Below are 16,243 nucleotides of genomic sequence, written 5' to 3' on the forward strand. Positions count from 1 at the left end.
AGTCCCGAATGTTTCGATCCACCTCCACCCCCACCCCCACCACCCGCACGCACGGATCCGGCGCCACCCACTCCACCACCGCCCGCGCCCGCCCGCGGGGGAAGAAGGGGAACATGCGAAGACTCCGCAGCAGGCCCAGGGCCCTGCTGGCCGCGCTCGCCGGCGCCCTCTGCCTGTACGGCCTCGGCTCCGCCGCCCCCGCGCAGGCAACCGCCTCCGCGGACGCCGGCCCGCCCGCGACCGCCGCCGCCTCGCTGAACCAGCTCGCGCAGGCGCACGGCAAGTTCATCGGCTCCGCCGCCGCGACGTCGCACTTCTCCGACACCCAGTACACCGGGATCCTGGGCAGCGAGTTCGGCCAGGTCACGGCGGAGAACGAGATGAAGTGGGACACCGTGCAGCCGTCCCGCGGCCAGTTCAACTACGCCCCGGGCGACCGGGTCGTCGACTTCGCGCAGCAGAACGGCCAGTCCGTACGCGGCCACACCCTCGTCTGGCACAGCCAGCTCCCCGGCTGGGTCTCGGGACTGCCGAGCGGCGAGGTCCGTACGGCGATGGAGAACCACGTCACGCAGGTCGCCCGGCACTACGCGGGCGACATCGACGCCTGGGACGTCGTCAACGAGCCGTTCAACGAGGACGGCACGTTCCGTACCAGCCCCTTCTACAACGCCATGGGCCGCGACTACGTCGCCCACGCGCTGCGCGCCGCGAAGGCGGCGGACCCGGGCGCGAAGCTGTGCATCAACGACTACAACATCGAGGGCGTCAACGCGAAGAGCACCGCGATGTACAACCTCGTACGCGACCTGAAGGCCCAGGGCGTGCCGATCGACTGCGTCGGCATCCAGGGCCACCTGGCGATCCAGTACGGCTTCCCGAGCGACCTGCGGCAGAACATGCAGCGCTTCGCGGACCTGGGCGTCGACGTGGCGATCACGGAGCTGGACGTACGGATGCAGCTCCCCGTCAGCGCGCAGAAGGAAGCCACCCAGTCGCAGTACTACACGAACGTCATCGACGCCTGCCTGGCGGTCACCCGCTGCAAGGGCGTCACGGTGTGGGGCTTCCCGGACAAGTACTCCTGGGTCCCCGGCGTCTTCGACGGCGAGGGCTCGGCGACCCTCTGGAACGACAGCTACCAGCCGAAGCAGGCGTACAACGCGGTGGCGGAAGCACTCGGCGGCGACCCGGGCCCCGGCCCGGGACCGGGCCCCGGTGACGGCTGCAGCGCGAGCTACGCCGTACCCCAGCAGTGGAACGGCGGCTTCACCGCCGCGGTGACGGTGAGCTGCGACGGCGACGCGCTGTCCGGCTGGTCGGTCAGCTGGGACTACGCGGCGGGCCAGCGCGTGACCAACGCCTGGAACGCCACCTGCCAGCAGACCGGCACGAGGGTCACCTGCACGAACGCCCCCTACAACGGCAACGTCCCGGACGGCGGCTCGGTCACCTTCGGCTTCAACGGCGCCTGGACCACCACCAACCCATCCCCACCCACCCTCACGCTGGGCTGACCCCGCACCGCCGGGGGCCACCGCACACACGGGCGGCCCCCGGCGGACGCCTGCGTGGACGCGTGGGGCTCCGGTGAAGCGTCGGCATCAAGCCAACGAACGCGCTGGCGAAACCTCGCGCCCCACGGATAGCGTCTTCCACCCGTAGTGACCCACTTCCTACGGGGAGTTGACGTGAGACGCCGGCACACCTTCCCGGCCGCGCTGGCGGCCTTAGCTGCCGCGAGCCTGCATTACGTGGAGGAACACGGCTATCTTCCGCCGGACGCGTTCATCGAAGGGGTGACGTCCGGCAGAGGGGCCGGAGAGGGGCGGCTCTGAACCCGTCCCCCGCCCCACCACCTCTTACTCACTCAGCGGCAGGTAGCCCAGTACGTGACCGTCTCGTCTCAGAAGGTGGACGGGAGCGTCGTTGCCGGGTGGGTGGGTCGTAGGCTTCGGGGGTGGCTGAGATCGTGATTCCTGATGACATCAAGCCCGCCGACGGACGCTTCGGGTCGGGCCCGTCCAAGGTGCGCACCGAGGCGCTTGAGGCGCTGGCCGCCACCGGTTCCTCTCTTCTCGGTACGTCTCACCGGCAGGCTCCCGTGCGGGACCTCGTCGGGCGGGTGCGTGACGGGGTGCGTGCGCTGTTCTCGTTGCCCGAGGGGTACGAGGTGGTCCTCGGCAACGGTGGGGCCACCGCGTTCTGGGACGTCGCCACCCACGGGCTGATCGAGCGCAAGTCGCAGCACCTGTCCTTCGGCGAGTTCTCCTCGAAGTTCGCCAAGGCCGCGAAGCTCGCCCCGTGGCTGGACGAGCCGACCGTCGTCTCGTCCGAGCCCGGTACGCACCCGGAGGCGCGGGCCGAGGCCGGGGTCGACGTGTACGCGCTGACGCACAACGAGACCTCCACCGGTGTCGCCATGCCGCTGCGCCGGGTCGAGGGGGCCGACGCCGGGGCGCTCGTGCTCGTCGACGCGACGTCCGGGGCCGGCGGGCTGCCGGTGGACGTGGCAGAGACCGACGTGTACTACTTCGCGCCGCAGAAGTCCTTCGCCTCCGACGGCGGGCTGTGGATCGCCGCGTTCTCGCCCGCCGCGCTTGAGCGGGCCGCGCGCGTGCACGCCTCCGGGCGGCACGTGCCGGAGTTCTTCTCGCTGCCCACGGCGATCGACAACTCCCGCAAGAACCAGACGTACAACACCCCCGCCCTCGCGACCCTCTTCCTCCTCGCCGAGCAACTCGACTGGATCAACGGCCAGGGCGGTCTGGACTGGGCCGTACGCCGCACCGCCGCCTCCGCCCGCACGCTCTACAACTGGGCCGAGGAGGCGAAGGCCACCACGCCGTTCGTCGCCGACCCGGCGCAGCGGTCCGCGGTCGTCGGCACGATCGACTTCACCGACGACGTGGACGCCGCCGCCGTCGCCAAGACGCTGCGCGCCAACGGCATCGTGGACACCGAGCCATACCGCAAGCTGGGCCGCAACCAGCTCCGGATCGCGATGTACCCCGCGATCGACCCCGCCGACGTCGAGGCCCTGACCCGCTGCATCGACTACGTGGTCGAGCGGATCTGATCCCCGTTCGCCCCCGCTGCGGGCCCGGCGCGCCTCCGCGTGCCGGGCCCGCTTCGTACGCGCCCTCAGTGCGACAGCCGCTGGTACTTCCGCACCGCCAGCGGCAGGAACACCGCCGTGATCACCACCGGCCACACCACCGCCATCAGCATCGCGTGCTGCTCGATCCACGAGTCGCCCAGCCGCCCCGGGTTGCCGAACAGCTCGCGCACCGCGTTGGCCGTGGAGGACACCGGGTTCCACATCGCTACCGCGCCCAGCCAGCCCGGCATGTCCGCCGGTGAGGCGAAGACGCTGGAGACCATGCCGAACGGGAACGCGACCGCGAACAGGTTGCCCGCCGCCTCCTGGTTGGGCGTCAGCAGACCGAGCACCACCCCGACCCAGATCAGCGCGAAGCGCAGCCACAGCAGCAGCACGAAGGCCGCCGCGGTCTCCAGCACCGAGCCGTCCGAGCGCCAGCCGATGACCAGCGCGATCGCCGCCATCACCGCCAGGTCCAGCGCGGCGCCGATGAGGTCGGAGACGCCCCGGCCGCTGACCACGGCCGACGGGGACATCGGCATGGAGCGGAAGCGGTCGGTGATGCCGTGCTCCTTGTCGATGGCGATCAGCATGGCGGTGTTCATGAAGCCGAAGGCCATGGTCATCGCGAACATCCCGGGCATCGCATACGACTTGTAGGCGTCCGCGCCGCCCTCCATCGCGCTGCCGAAGACGTAGACGAAGAGCAGCACGGAGACGACGGGGAAGCCGAGCTGCCAGGCGATGTTCGACGGCTGCCGGCGGTAGTGCAGCAGGCCGCGGCGTACGACGGTCCAGCAGTCCGCGATCGCCCACTTCAGCGCCCCGCCGGGGGCCTGCTCGCGAGCGGGGGACCCGGGGCGCTTCTCCGCCGCCGCGGTGTCGGTGACGGTGCTCATGCGACCGTGGCCTCCTCTTTCCTGCCGGACGCCTTCTTGCCCGAGGCTTTCTTGCCGGCGTTCTTCTTGTCCGGGTCCTTCTTGTCCGCTGCCTCCGCCGGCTCCTTCTCCGCCGCGGTGTGCCCCGTCAGGCTCAGGAACACGTCGTCGAGCGTGGGCCGCCGCAGCGCTATGTCGTCCACCGCCACCCCCTCGTCCTGCAGCGTGCGCGCCACCTCCGTGAGCGCCGCGACCCGGTCGGTCACCGCGCCGTGCACCCGCAGCTCCTCCACGTCGACGGCCGGGTCGGCGCCCGAGACCCGGGCGACGGCCCGCACCGCGTCCGGGATCTCCTCCGCCGAGCCGACGACGACCTCGATGCGGTCCCCGCCGACCGTGTTCTTCAGCGCGGCCGGGGTGTCGTCCGCGATCGTCCGGCCGTCGTCGATGACGGCGATGCGGTCGGCGAGCTTGTCGGCCTCGTCCAGATACTGCGTCGTCAGCAGCACCGTCGTGCCGCCGGCGACCAGGTCCCGCACCGCCTCCCAGACCTCGCCGCGGCTGCGCGGGTCAAGGCCGGTCGTCGGCTCGTCCATGAACAGCACGTCCGGCGCGAGGATCATGCTCGACGCCAGGTCGAGCCGGCGGCGCATGCCGCCGCTGTACTCCTTGGCGCCCTTGTCCGCGGCCTCGGTCAGCCCGAACTGCTCCAGCAGCTCCGCCGCACGCTCGCGGGCGCGCCGGGAGCCGAGGTGGAACAGCCGGGCGAACATCTCCAGGTTCTGCCGGCCGGTCAGCACCTCGTCCACCGCCGCGTACTGCCCGGCGAGGCCGATCCGCCGGCGCACCTTGACCGGCTCCTTCATCACATCGTGCCCGCCGACGCGGGCCTCTCCGCCGTCGAGGCGGATGAGGGTGGACAGGATCCGCACCGCCGTCGTCTTGCCGGCGCCGTTGGGGCCGAGCAGGCCGTAGACCGTGCCGTACGGCACGGTCAGGTCGAAGCCGTCGAGGGCCCGCTTCTCTCCGTAGCGCTTCTGCACGCCGTCCGCCACGACGGCGTCGGCCGAGCTTGCCTTCACGCTCTTCCTCCCCTATCTGAGTACGCCGTACTCATTTACGCATACGGTGTACGCAGATCGCAAGTCCGCAGCTAGACTCGGCCACATGGCGGCAAGGGAACACAGCGGCAGCGGCGACCTCAGCCGCAGCATGGCCCTGCTCTGGGGCATCGACGAGCGCGGCAAGCGCGGTCCGAAGCCCGGCATCTCGGTGGACCGGATCGTCTTCACCGCGATCGGCATCGCGGACGCCGAAGGGCTGGAGGCGGTCTCGATGCGCAAGATCGCCGGGAGTCTCGGCGTGGGCACCATGTCGCTGTACCGGCACGTGCCCGGCAAGGCCGAGCTGCTCGACCTGATGCTCGACGGCGTCGGCTCGGTCGAGCCGGAGGAGATCGAACACTTCCGGAGCCAGCCGACCTGGCGGGACCGGCTGCGGGAGCTGGCCCACTCGTTCTGGGAGCACTACCTCGAACACCCGTGGCTCCTCCACGTCGACCAGGGCCGGCCCGTGCTCGGCCCCAACGGTCTCGACTCCTTCGAGCTGGCCCTCAGCGGCTTCGACGGACTGCTGCTCACCGACCAGGAGAAGGTCGGCTTCATCACCTCGCTCGACTCCACCGCAGCCGGCCTCGCCCGGGTGCACGTCAACGCCAAGCAGGCGGAGGAGCGGACCGGGATCAGCGACCAGGAGTTCTGGGAGGCGCAGTCACCGGCGCTGGAGTCGGCGATGGCGTCCGGGCGCTATCCGAGGATCGCCGGACTGTCCGAGGACTCCTTCTCGGCCCTGGACGAGGAGACGTACACGTTCGCCACGGAGCGGATGCTCGACGGCCTGGAGGCGCTGCTCGAACACCGCCGCGCGACGGGATGGACCCTGCCGCAGGGCGGGGCGGGGGTCTTCCACTCGGAGGAGTGCCAGAAGGAAGACGCCTGAGGGGGATCCGGCCCGCTCAGTCCGGCCGCGGGCGCTTCGACAGCGCTCGGCGCAGCAGCAGCACCGCGCCGATGCCCCCGCCCACCAGCAGCACCGTCTTCACCGGGTCGCGGTCCTCGTCGTCCCCCGCGCCACTCGCGCCGTCCCCGGAGCCGTCTCCAGCCCCGTCACCCGACCCGCCGGACTCCGACGACGAGCCGCCGCTTCCCTCGACCTCCCGCCAGATCAGGTCGCTCTGCTCCCCCTCGCTCCCGAACACGATCGCCGACCCGTCCGCCGTGTACGTCAGCGACTCCCCCTGCCGCTGCAGCGGCACGTCGAGACGCCCGGCCTCCTCCGGCTTGCCGTTCGCGAAGCGGTACATCCGCCCGCCGACGTAGCTGCGCAGCGCCAGCCGCGTACCGTCGGGCGAGAACGCCCCGTCCGTCACCCACAGGTTGACCGGCGCGACCCGCTCGAAGATGTTCATCGAGCCCGTCGACAGCTCGTCGGGTCCCGCGTACAGCGCCGCGCCCCCGTTCTGCTTCTTGCTCACGACGTACACCCGCCCCGTCTTCGGGTGCACCATCAGCGCCTCCGCGTCCCGCGGCCCGTCCTCGTACTGCGCCTCGTACTGCACCGCGTCCACGGTCGCGTCCTTGAGCTGCTTCGGCTCGGGGAAGCGGTAGATCCACACGTACGACCAGGAGCCGTCCATGTTGTCGCCGATGTCGCCGACGTAGAGCTGGTTGCCGGGCCCGATCGAGATGGCCTCGACATCGCGCGGCTCCCCTATGCCGCGCAGCGTGATCGTCGCCAGCGTCTCGCCGGTCTCGCCGTCGACGGCGTAGATGTACGGGCCGTCGTCGGAGTCGTTGTGCGTCCAGTACACGTTCTCGTGCTGCCGGCTGGCGGCCAGGCCGCTGGACTCGGTGATCCGGGGGTCCGTGAGTATCACGTCGTCCTGTGCCGCGGCGGGCGGGGCGTACGCGGCGGAGGTCGCCACCGCCGCCGCGGTCAGGAGGGCGGCGGCGGTCGGCAGGCGGTGGGCGCGCATGGCGCCAAGCCTGCCATGTGCCCGCGGCGGCACGGGGCCGGATGCGCGTGCGTGGCGCTTGCTTCGAGCGCGCTCGAAGGAGTTGGCTTGATCCTCATGAGGTATATGCAGTTGGGACGTACGGGACTCAAGGTCAGCCGGCTCGTGCTCGGCACCATGAACTTCGGGCCGCACGCCGACGAGGCCGCGAGCCACGCCATGATGGACGCCGCCCTCGACGCGGGCATCAACTTCTTCGACACCGCCAACGTCTACGGCTGGGGCGAGAACAAGGGCCGCACCGAGGAGATCGTCGGCACCTGGCTCGCGCAGGGCGGCGGCCGCCGCGACAAGGTCGTGCTCGCCACCAAGGTCTACGGCTCGATGGACGCCGACCGCGACGCCACCTGGCCCAACCACGACCGGCTCTCGGCGCTCAACATCCGCCGCGCGGTCGACGCCAGCCTCAAGCGGCTGCAGACGGACCACATCGACCTCTACCAGTTCCACCACGTCGACCGGCACACGCCCTGGGACGAGATCTGGCAGGCCGTCGACGTCCTCGTGCAGCAGGGCAAGATCCTCTACGCCGGCTCGTCCAACCACGCGGGCTGGCACATCGCGCAGGCCAACGAGGCGGCGCGGCGGCGGCACTCGCTGGGCCTGGTGAGCGAGCAGTGCCTCTACAACCTGACCGAGCGGCGCGCCGAGATGGAGGTCATCCCGGCCGCCGAGAGCTACGGCCTCGGCGTCATCCCGTGGTCCCCGCTGGGCGGGGGCCTGCTGGGCGGCGCGCTGCGCAAGGAGCGCGAGGGCGGCGGCGCGCGGTCGTCGGCGGCGCTGTCGCGCGGTGCGGTGCGCGAGCAGGTGCAGGCGTACGAGGACCTGGTAGCCGAGCACGGCCTGGACCCGGCGGAGGTGGCCCTGGCGTGGCTGCTGACGCGGCCGGGCGTGACGGGCCCGATCGTGGGCCCGCGCACGACGGAGCAGCTCACGTCGGCGCTGCCGGCGCTGGACCTGACGCTGTCGGAGGGGCTGCTGGCGTCGCTCGACGAGATCTTCCCGGGCCCGGGTCCGTCCCCGGAGGCGTTCGCGTGGTGAGCGTTCGGTAGGCGGGCGCGTCAGCCGCCGAAGGCGGCGGCGATGGCGACGACGGCGAAGATCAGCACGAGCGTGGCGCTGACGACGCGGATGCGGGTCTTGGCGTTCACGCGTACGAGCTTACGGGCCCGCCGCCCCCCACGGGGCGGCGGGCCCGGCGGCGTAGAAGCAGGCCGTGGCGACTCACCGTGAGTATCGTTGCACTGCGCGGCTGCATGCGATCAAGCAGCAGCGGGGAGGAGCGCCACGATGACCGTCGTCGAAACCGACAGGATCGAGATGGCCGACGAGAGCGACGAGCTCACCCTCGACAAGTTGTTCGAGTGGCTGGAGCGGATGCCTGTCCCCGAGGGATACAAGGTTGAGATCGTCGAGGGGAACATCTACATGTCGCCGCAGCGGCAGAAGCACTGGGTGATCATTGCGCTCATCTACGATCAGCTTCGGGCACAGTACCCTGTCACGCGGACCGCATCCGACGTGCGCATCGATTTCCCCGGTCACCTCAACGGCTTCGCCTGCGATATCGCCGCAATGGTGAAGGGCGCCGAACCCGACGACAAGGGACGCTGGCGGCCGCAGGACGTGGAGTTCGTTGGCGAGGTGATCTCCAAGAGCACCGCCGCCAACGACTACGGGCCGAAGAAGGCCGCATACGCCACCGCAGAGGTGCCGGTCTACCTGATCGTCGACCCGTACACCGGCAAGTGCCACCTGCACCTGATGCCCAAGGACGGGGAGTACCGCGTAGAGACGACCCTCGACTTCGGGATGGACATCGATCTCACCGAGACCCCCGTCGGGCTCAAGCTGACGACCGGCGAGTTCCCCCGGGACTGAAGGGCTACGCCCCCAGGGGCCAGGTCGCTACGGGTTCGTAGTGGGGCTGGGCGCCGGGGTGGCCCGGGGGTGGGGGTGGCTCTGGATCAGGGTGAGGGTGGTCAGGTCGCGGTGGGGGGTGGTGAAGTCGCGTAGCGCGTGCGTGAACGGGGTCAGGTCCGTGCCCGCTCGGTGGCGCTGGCGGGCCAGCGTCAGGTGCGGGTGGTAGCGGCGCTCCCGCCCCCGGGCCACGCCCCCGCCCCCGCCCTGCTTCGCCGCCAGCGGCACCCCCGCCGTACGGTGCCCCGCCGCCGCGGCGCCCGCCGCGAGCCGGCCCAGCTCCTCGACGTCGCCCTCCGCCCCCGCCCACAGCACCGTGTCGGAGAACCGCCCGCCCCCCGCCAGCCGCAGCCCGACCGGCCCGCGGCGCCGCGCCGCGCGGGCCAGCCGCTCCTCCAGCTCCGCGACGGAACCGGCCGGCACCTCCCCGTAGAACGCCACCGTGACGTGCCACCCCTCCGGCGGCACCCAGCGCAGCCGCCGGGCGCCGGGCAGCCGCCGCAGCCGGCCCACCGCCTCCGCCAGCTCCCCCAGCACCTCCGCGGGCGGGATCACCGCGGCGAACAGCCTCATCGCACCCGGCTCACCCGAAGCCGGCCCGCCCGCACCCGTACCGCCGGCCGTCACGCCCGCCTCAGTCCGGGAACCGGCGCGTCACCCACCGCCACGCGAACTCCAGCAGCACCGCCGACGCGGCCGCGATCCCCACCGCCGTCCACGGCATCTCCATGCCCACCAGCTTCAGCGCGAAGAACTTCTGCAGCCACGGCGTGACCAGCACGATCACGAACCCCAGCGCCATCGTCCCGACCAGCCCCACCCGCCACCACGTGTACGGCCGCGCGATGATCACCAGCACCCACATCGCGATCAGGAACAGCGTCAGCGTCGCCGCCGACGTCTCCGCGTCCAGCGCCCCCGGCCCGGAGTAGTGGGCCCGCGCCAGCATGTACGTCACGAACGTCGCCGTCCCGGCGATCAGCCCCGCCGGGATCGCGTACCGCATCACCCGGCGCACGAAGTGCGGCCGCGCCCGCTCCTTGTTCGGCGCCAGCGCCAGGAAGAACGCCGGCACGCCGATCGTCAGCGTCGACAGCAGCGTCAGATGCCGCGGCAGGAAGGGGTACGGCACCTGCGTGGCGACGACGAGCAGCGCGAGCAGCACCGAGTAGACGGTCTTGACCAGGAACAGGTTCGCGACCCGCTCGATGTTGCCGATGACCCGGCGGCCCTCGGCGACCACCGAGGGGAGGGTGGAGAAGCTGTTGTTCAGCAGGACGATCTGCGCGACGGCCTTCGACGCCTCCGAGCCGGAGCCCATGGACACGCCGATGTCCGCGTCCTTCAGCGCCAGCACGTCGTTGACGCCGTCGCCCGTCATCGCCACGTCGTGGCCGCGGGACTTCAGCGCGGCGACCATGTCGCGCTTCTGCTGCGGGTTGACGCGGCCGAAGACCGCGTTGTCGTCGAGGACGGCGGCCATCTCGTCGCGGTCGGCCGGCAGGGTGCGCGCGTCGACCGTGCGGTCCGCGCGCGCCATGCCGAGCTTCGCGGCCACCGCGCCCACGGACACCGCGTTGTCACCCGAGATGATCTTCGTCTCGACCCGCTCGTCCGCGAAGTAGCGGAGGGTGTCGGCGGCGTCCGGACGCAGCCGCTGCTCCAGGACGACCAGCGCCGTCGGCTCGACGCCGCGAGCGACCTCCGGGTCGTCGAGATCCCGTGCGGCGCGCGCGAGCAGCAGCACCCGCAGGCCCTGGGCGTTGAGGTCGTCGATCTCGGCGAGGGAGGCGTCGCCGGCGGGCAGCAGCACGTCGGGGGCGGGCAGCAGCACGTCGGGGGCGCCCAGCAGCCACGTACCCGCGCCTTCCCCGTCCCCGCTGAACGCCGCCCCGCTGTACTTGCGCGCCGAGGAGAACGGCAGCGCCCCCGTGCAGCGCAGTTCCTCGGTGTCCGGGTACGCCTCGATGATGGCCTGGAGGCTGGCGTTCGGCCGCGGTTCTGACGAGCCGAGCGCGCCCAGCACCCGCCGTACGTCCGCCTCCGTCGCGCCGCCCAGCGTCCGCAGTTCGGTGACGTCCATGCCGCCCTCGGTGAGGGTGCCGGTCTTGTCGAGGCAGACGACGTCGACCCGCGCGAGCCCCTCGATCGCGGGCAGCTCCTGCACGAGGCACTGCTTGCGGCCGAGCCGGATGACCCCTATGGCGAACGCCACCGAGGTCAGCAGCACCAGCCCCTCGGGCACCATCGGCACGATGCCGCCGACCATGCGGCGGACGGCGTCCTGCGGGCCGCTGTTCTCGACCACGAGCTGGCTGATGACCAGGCCGATGGCGGCCGGGATCATCATGTACGTCACGTACTTGAGGATCGTGCTGATGCCGCTGCGCAGCTCGGAGTGGACGAGCGTGAAGCGCGACGCCTCCTCCGCCAACTGCACGGCGTACGCCTCGCGCCCCACCTTCGTCGCCGTGAACGCGCCGCCGCCGGCGACGACGAAGCTGCCGGAGAGCACCTTGTCGCCCGGCTGCTTGATGACGGGGTCGGCCTCGCCGGTGAGCAGGGACTCGTCGACCTCCAGGCTGTCGGACTCCAGCACCTCGCCGTCGACGACGACCTTGTCACCGGGCCCCAGCTCGACGAGGTCGCCGAGGACGATCTCGGCGGTGGGGATCTCGACGGTGCGGCCGTCACGGCGCACCTGCGGCTTGGCCTCGCCGATGACGGCGAGGCTGTCGAGGGTCTTCTTGGCGCGCAGCTCCTGGATGATGCCGATGCCGGTGTTCGCGAGGATCACGAAGCCGAAGAGGCTGTCCTGGATGGGCGCGACGACGAGCATGATGACCCACAGGACGCCGATGATGGCGTTGAAGCGGGTGAAGACGTTGGCGCGGACGATGTCGGCGGTGGAGCGGGAGGAGCGTACGGGAACGTCGTTGACCTCGCCGCGGGCGACTCGCTCGGCGACCTCGGCGGCGGTGAGCCCGTCGTGCCGCAGCGCGACGGCGGCCGCACCCGCCCCGTTCGCCCCGGCCCGGTCCGGCTTTCCGCCGTTCCCACCCGGCTTGCCGCCGGTCCCGTCCGGTCTACCGCCTGGCCCTCCGCCCGCCGCCCCGCCGGCTCCGTCAGGTTTCCCGCCCGCCCCGCCCGCCCCGCCCGGCCCGCCGCCGGGCTCCGGTCCCTCGCCGCCGTCGGCGGCCGTCTCGACCCGCTGCGTCATGCGTACGACGTTACGTGTTCGACCGGGGGCCCGCGTCGCCACCCCGCGCAAGCGCGGCCTCGCGGCGGCGTACGTACCAGAGGCCGACGACGCCGAGACCGGCGCCCGCCAGGCAGGTCCACAGCCACCACATGCGGTCGTGGTCGTCCAGCCAGCCGAGGAACGGCAACTGGACCACGAAGAGCACCAGCCACAGCACGGTGCCGCCGACCGTCACCGCCGTGATGTCGCCCTCGAACGGCTCCGGCGCCGGGTGCCTGTACGCCTTCTTGCCCATGTCGACCAGGGTACGGGGCCGATCACGGCGGCATACTGAGTGGGCGCCGAAGTCCGGCCGCTGTTCCGCACGAAGGTCACGCATGCCCCCCGACGCGAAGACCACCGGCACGGCCCCCGGGGACGGACCCCCGCCCCGGCCCTCCTCCCCGCTCGACGCCTACTTCCACATCTCGCGGCGCGGCTCGTCCGTCACGCAGGAGCTGCGGGGCGGGCTGGCGACGTTCTTCGCCATGGCGTACATCATCGTGCTGAACCCGATCATCCTGGGCTCGGCGAAAGACAAGTTCGGCCACAAGCTGGACCACGGCGAACTGGTCACGGCCACCGTACTGGTCGCGGCGGTGACCACACTCCTCATGGGCGTCCTCGGCAACGTCCCCGTCGCCTGCGCCGCCGGCCTCGGCATCAACGCCGTGGTCTCGCTCCAGCTCGCGCCGGAGATGTCGTGGCCGGACGCGATGGGCATGGTGGTGCTCGCGGGGCTGATCATCATGCTGCTGGTGGCCACCGGGCTACGGGAACGGGTGATGTCCGCGATCCCCGACGGCCTGCGCAAGGCCATCGCGATCGGCATCGGCCTGTTCATCGCCCTCGTCGGCCTGGTCGACGCGGGCTTCGTCACCCGCAACCCGGACTCCGCGCAGACCACCGTGCCCCTCACCCTGGGCACGGCGGGTCACCTGAAAGGGTGGCCCGTCCTGGTCTTCATGCTGGGCCTCGGGCTGACCTTCGCGCTGCTGGCCCGCCGCTTCCGGGGCGCGATCCTGGTCAGCATCGTCACGATGACGGTCCTCGCCGTGATCATCCACGCGGTCGCCGACCTCCCGGAGAAGGAGTGGGGCCTCACCGCCCCGGTGCTCCCCGACCACGTCGTCGAGGCGCCCCACTTCGGCCTGCTCGGCGAGGCGAGCCTCTTCGGCGGCTTCCGCGAGGCGGGGATCCTGACGGGCTGCCTCTTCGTCTTCACCGTGCTGCTGTCCGGCTTCTTCGACGCGATGGGCACGATCCTCGGCGTCACCGAGGAGGCCCGCCTCCTCGACGAACACGGCCGCCTCCCCGAGATGAACCGGGTCCTCATGGCCGACGGCGCCGCCGTCGCCCTCGGCGGCGCCGCCTCCGCCTCGGCGAGCACGGCCTTCGCCGAGTCGACCGCGGGCGTCGGCGAGGGCGCCCGTACGGGCCTCGCGAACCTCGTCACCGGCGGCCTGTTCCTGCTGGCGCTGGTCTTCACCCCGCTGGTGACGATCGTCCCCTCGCAGGCGGCGACCCCGGCGCTGGTGGTGGTCGGCTTCCTGATCCTGTCGGCCAACATCCGCAGCATCGACTGGTCCGACACGACGATCGCGGCCCCCGCCTTCCTGACCATCGTCCTGATGCCCTTCAGCTACAGCATCACGGTCGGCATCGGCATGGGCTTCCTGGCCCACACCCTCCTCCGCACGGCGGTAGGCCGCCCGGCGAGCGTCCGCCCGGCGCTGTGGGTGACGTCGGCGGTGTTCGTCGTCTACTTCGCCCTGAACCCCATCGAACGCTGGCTTGGCCTCAACTGACCGTGCGGTGCCGTCGCGGTGGTGGGCCAGTGGGTGAGGCGGGCGGATTCCGCTTCCGCGGTCTGGACGCGTTCGTCGAAGTCGTTGCGCTGCAGCAGTTGCAGCACGTAGTCCTGCACCGGCATGTCCCGCTTCGCCGCGTGGGTGCGGAGGCGGTCGAGGAGGTTGCCGTCTATTCGCAGACTCAGCACGTGTGTCCCCATGCCGCTCAGGGTCGTCCGTCGCGTATACCGGGGGCGGCCTTTCCCGTACACGGTCATCCTTTCGGGTGGGCCGCAGAACCAGGCCGTAACCTCCTCTGTCTCGGCTCCCTAACTTTACTTAGCTAAAGTAATGAGGTACGCTAATGACCATGCCTGATCTGTCCCAGGAGGAGAACGCCGCCGCGGTGAACTCGCTCCGCTCCGCGATCATGCGGCTGACCCGCCGGCTGCGGCACCAGCGCGTGGACGAGTCGCTGAGCCCGACCGAGATGTCGGTGCTCGGCACGCTCTTCCGCTGCGGTCCGCTCGGCCCGGGTGAGCTGGCGCGCAAGGAGCACGTCCAGCCGCCGTCGATGACGCGCATCGTCGCCATGCTGGAGACCAAGGGGCTGGTCCGGCTGGAGCCGCACCCGGAGGACCGGCGGCAGAAGGTCGTCAGCCAGACCGAGCAGGCCGAGGCGATGCTCGAGGAGAGCCGCCGCAAGCGCAACGCCTGGCTGGCCGAGCTGGCCGGCGGTCTGTCCGAGGAGGAGTGGGCCACGCTGCGCGACGCCGCGCCGGTGCTCGAAAAGCTCGCCCACCTGCCGATGCCGGAGGCCGCACCACGCTGACGAAGGACGATGACCGGAGGAGAACGCCTTGAGTACGGGACCCGGAGCAGACTCCGCACCCGCACCCACACCCGATGACTACGAAGAAGAGGAGAGCAGCAGACGCGGCACCTTCAGCTCGCTGAGGATCCGCAACTACCGGCTCTTCGCCGGCGGCCAGGTGGTCTCCAACACCGGTACCTGGATGCAGCGCATCGCCCAGGACTGGCTGGTGCTCAGCCTCACGGGATCCGCCACCGCCGTCGGCATCACGACCGCGCTGCAGTTCCTGCCCATGCTGCTGTTCGGCCTCTACGGCGGCGTGCTCGCCGACCGGCTGCCGAAGCGCAAGCTGCTCCTCGCCACCCAGGCGGCCATGGGCCTCATCGGCCTCGCGCTCGCGGCGCTCACGCTGAGCGGAGCGGTGACGGTCTGGCACGTCTACTTGATGGCGTTCCTGCTCGGCCTCGCCACCGTCGTCGACAACCCGGCGCGGCAGGTGTTCGTCGCCGAGCTGGTCGGCAAGGAGCAGATGCAGAACGCCGTCAGCCTCAACGCCGCCAACTTCCAGACGGCCCGCCTCCTCGGGCCCGCCGTCGCCGGCGTCCTCATCACCGCCGTGGGCAGCGGCTGGGCGTTCCTGCTGAACGGGCTCTCCTTCATCGCGCCCATCACCGGGCTGCTGCTCATGCGCACCGCGGAGCTGCACCGCGTCGAGCGCGCGCCGCGCGGCAAGGGGCAGTTGCGCGAGGGCCTGAAGTACGTCGCCGGGCGGCCCGAGCTGCTGTGGCCGATCGTCCTGGTCGGCTTCATCGGCACGTTCGGCTACAACTTCCCGATCTGGCTCACGGCGTACGTGGACGAGGTCTTCCACGGCGACGCCGGCACGTACGGGCTGCTGAACTCGCTGATGGCCGCCGGCTCCCTCGGCGGCGCGCTGTTCGCGGCGCGGCGCGGGGTCAGCAGGATCCGGCTGACGGTGCTCGCGGCGCTGGCGTTCGGCGTGCTGGAGATCGTCGCGGCGGTGTCGCCGGCGTTCTGGCTCTTCGCGGCGCTGCTGGTGCCGGTGGGCGCGGCCGGGCTGCTCTTCAACACGACGGCGAACGCCAACGTCCAGCTCGCCACCGACGAGGCCATGCGCGGCCGGGTGATGAGCCTGTTCGTCATGGTGTTCGTCGGCGGCACGCCGATCGGCGGGCCGGTCGTCGGCTGGGCGACGGACACGTTCGGCGCCCGGATCGGGTTCCTGACCTGCGGGGTGATATCCGCGCTGGCGGCCGTCACGGTGGGTCTTGTGCTGGCCCGGGTCGGGGGGCTGCGGCTGCGGATAGACCTGCGGCGGGGGCGCAAGCACGTCGCGTTCGTGCCGTCGCAGCGGGCGGAGGAGCTGGCTCCGGCGGCGTAGGCACGGAAGGGGTTCTTCGGGG

The 16,243-nt window shown here is 71.4% G+C and carries 16 protein-coding genes; 9 read left to right on the forward strand and 7 right to left on the reverse strand.

The window, feature by feature from the left end:
* The first annotated feature begins 113 nt into the window (after positions 1–113).
* From OG946_RS14590 to serC, 3 genes are all read left to right on the forward strand, one after another.
* Complete coding sequence (locus tag OG946_RS14590) at positions 114–1,517, forward strand: endo-1,4-beta-xylanase (protein WP_326796549.1); 1,404 nt, start codon at positions 114–116, stop codon at positions 1,515–1,517.
* 174 nt (positions 1,518–1,691) lie between these two features.
* A complete protein-coding gene (locus OG946_RS36105) occupies positions 1,692–1,838 on the forward strand; it encodes a DUF7919 family protein (protein ID WP_442814359.1) in 147 nt (48 codons plus the stop codon).
* Between the two features lie 122 nt (positions 1,839–1,960).
* A complete protein-coding gene (gene serC, locus OG946_RS14595) occupies positions 1,961–3,079 on the forward strand; it encodes a phosphoserine transaminase (RefSeq protein WP_326796550.1) in 1,119 nt (372 codons plus the stop codon).
* A gap of 65 nt (positions 3,080–3,144) precedes the next feature.
* Here the strand turns inward: serC and OG946_RS14600 are convergent, their stop codons facing one another.
* Entirely contained in the window at positions 3,145–4,002 is an 858-nt protein-coding gene (locus tag OG946_RS14600) for an ABC transporter permease (protein ID WP_326796551.1), read from the reverse strand.
* Complete coding sequence (locus tag OG946_RS14605) at positions 3,999–5,063, reverse strand: ATP-binding cassette domain-containing protein (RefSeq protein WP_326796552.1); 1,065 nt, start codon at positions 5,061–5,063, stop codon at positions 3,999–4,001. Before OG946_RS14605 ends, OG946_RS14600 begins: the two co-directional genes overlap by 4 nt.
* 130 nt (positions 5,064–5,193) lie before the next feature.
* Between OG946_RS14605 and OG946_RS14610 the strand changes: the two genes are divergently transcribed.
* A complete protein-coding gene (locus OG946_RS14610; RefSeq protein ID WP_442814617.1) occupies positions 5,194–5,979 on the forward strand; it encodes a TetR/AcrR family transcriptional regulator in 786 nt (261 codons plus the stop codon).
* A gap of 16 nt (positions 5,980–5,995) precedes the next feature.
* Here the strand turns inward: OG946_RS14610 and OG946_RS14615 are convergent, their stop codons facing one another.
* Positions 5,996–7,015, reverse strand: a complete 1,020-nt coding sequence (locus tag OG946_RS14615) for a WD40 repeat domain-containing protein (protein ID WP_326796554.1) — start codon at positions 7,013–7,015, stop codon at positions 5,996–5,998.
* 96 nt (positions 7,016–7,111) lie between these two features.
* Between OG946_RS14615 and OG946_RS14620 the strand changes: the two genes are divergently transcribed.
* Positions 7,112–8,095: an aldo/keto reductase gene (locus OG946_RS14620; RefSeq protein ID WP_326800253.1), complete on the forward strand. Its 984-nt coding sequence runs from the start codon at positions 7,112–7,114 to the stop codon at positions 8,093–8,095.
* A 249-nt stretch (positions 8,096–8,344) separates the two neighbouring features.
* Positions 8,345–8,935, forward strand: a complete 591-nt coding sequence (locus OG946_RS14625) for a Uma2 family endonuclease (protein ID WP_326796555.1) — start codon at positions 8,345–8,347, stop codon at positions 8,933–8,935.
* A gap of 27 nt (positions 8,936–8,962) precedes the next feature.
* Here OG946_RS14625 and OG946_RS14630 read toward each other — a convergent pair whose 3' ends face one another.
* The 3 genes from OG946_RS14630 to OG946_RS14640 all read right to left on the reverse strand — a co-directional run bounded on the left by OG946_RS14630 (position 8,963) and on the right by OG946_RS14640 (position 12,471).
* A complete protein-coding gene (locus OG946_RS14630) occupies positions 8,963–9,547 on the reverse strand; it encodes a 2'-5' RNA ligase family protein (protein WP_442814361.1) in 585 nt (194 codons plus the stop codon).
* Between the two features lie 61 nt (positions 9,548–9,608).
* Positions 9,609–12,194, reverse strand: a complete 2,586-nt coding sequence (locus OG946_RS14635; protein WP_326796556.1) for a cation-translocating P-type ATPase — start codon at positions 12,192–12,194, stop codon at positions 9,609–9,611.
* 10 nt (positions 12,195–12,204) lie between these two features.
* Positions 12,205–12,471, reverse strand: coding sequence for a DUF2530 domain-containing protein (locus OG946_RS14640; RefSeq protein ID WP_326796557.1), 267 nt, complete (start codon positions 12,469–12,471; stop codon positions 12,205–12,207).
* A gap of 82 nt (positions 12,472–12,553) precedes the next feature.
* Between OG946_RS14640 and OG946_RS14645 the strand changes: the two genes are divergently transcribed.
* Positions 12,554–14,023, forward strand: a complete 1,470-nt coding sequence (locus OG946_RS14645) for an NCS2 family permease (RefSeq protein WP_326796558.1) — start codon at positions 12,554–12,556, stop codon at positions 14,021–14,023.
* On the opposite strand, the gene OG946_RS14650 is transcribed toward OG946_RS14645, so the two are convergent.
* On the reverse strand, positions 13,978–14,226 hold the full coding sequence (locus OG946_RS14650) for a hypothetical protein (RefSeq protein ID WP_442814362.1): 249 nt from the start codon (positions 14,224–14,226) through the stop codon (positions 13,978–13,980). The genes OG946_RS14645 and OG946_RS14650 overlap by 46 nt on opposite strands.
* 149 nt (positions 14,227–14,375) lie before the next feature.
* Between OG946_RS14650 and OG946_RS14655 the strand changes: the two genes are divergently transcribed.
* Both OG946_RS14655 and OG946_RS14660 read left to right on the forward strand, forming a co-directional pair.
* Entirely contained in the window at positions 14,376–14,837 is a 462-nt protein-coding gene (locus OG946_RS14655; protein ID WP_101426513.1) for a MarR family winged helix-turn-helix transcriptional regulator, read from the forward strand.
* A 28-nt stretch (positions 14,838–14,865) separates the two neighbouring features.
* Entirely contained in the window at positions 14,866–16,221 is a 1,356-nt protein-coding gene (locus OG946_RS14660; RefSeq protein ID WP_326796559.1) for an MFS transporter, read from the forward strand.
* The last annotated feature ends 22 nt before the right edge of the window (positions 16,222–16,243 follow it).

This window comes from Streptomyces sp. NBC_01808 (assembly GCF_035917395.1).
GTDB lineage: Bacteria > Actinomycetota > Actinomycetes > Streptomycetales > Streptomycetaceae > Streptomyces.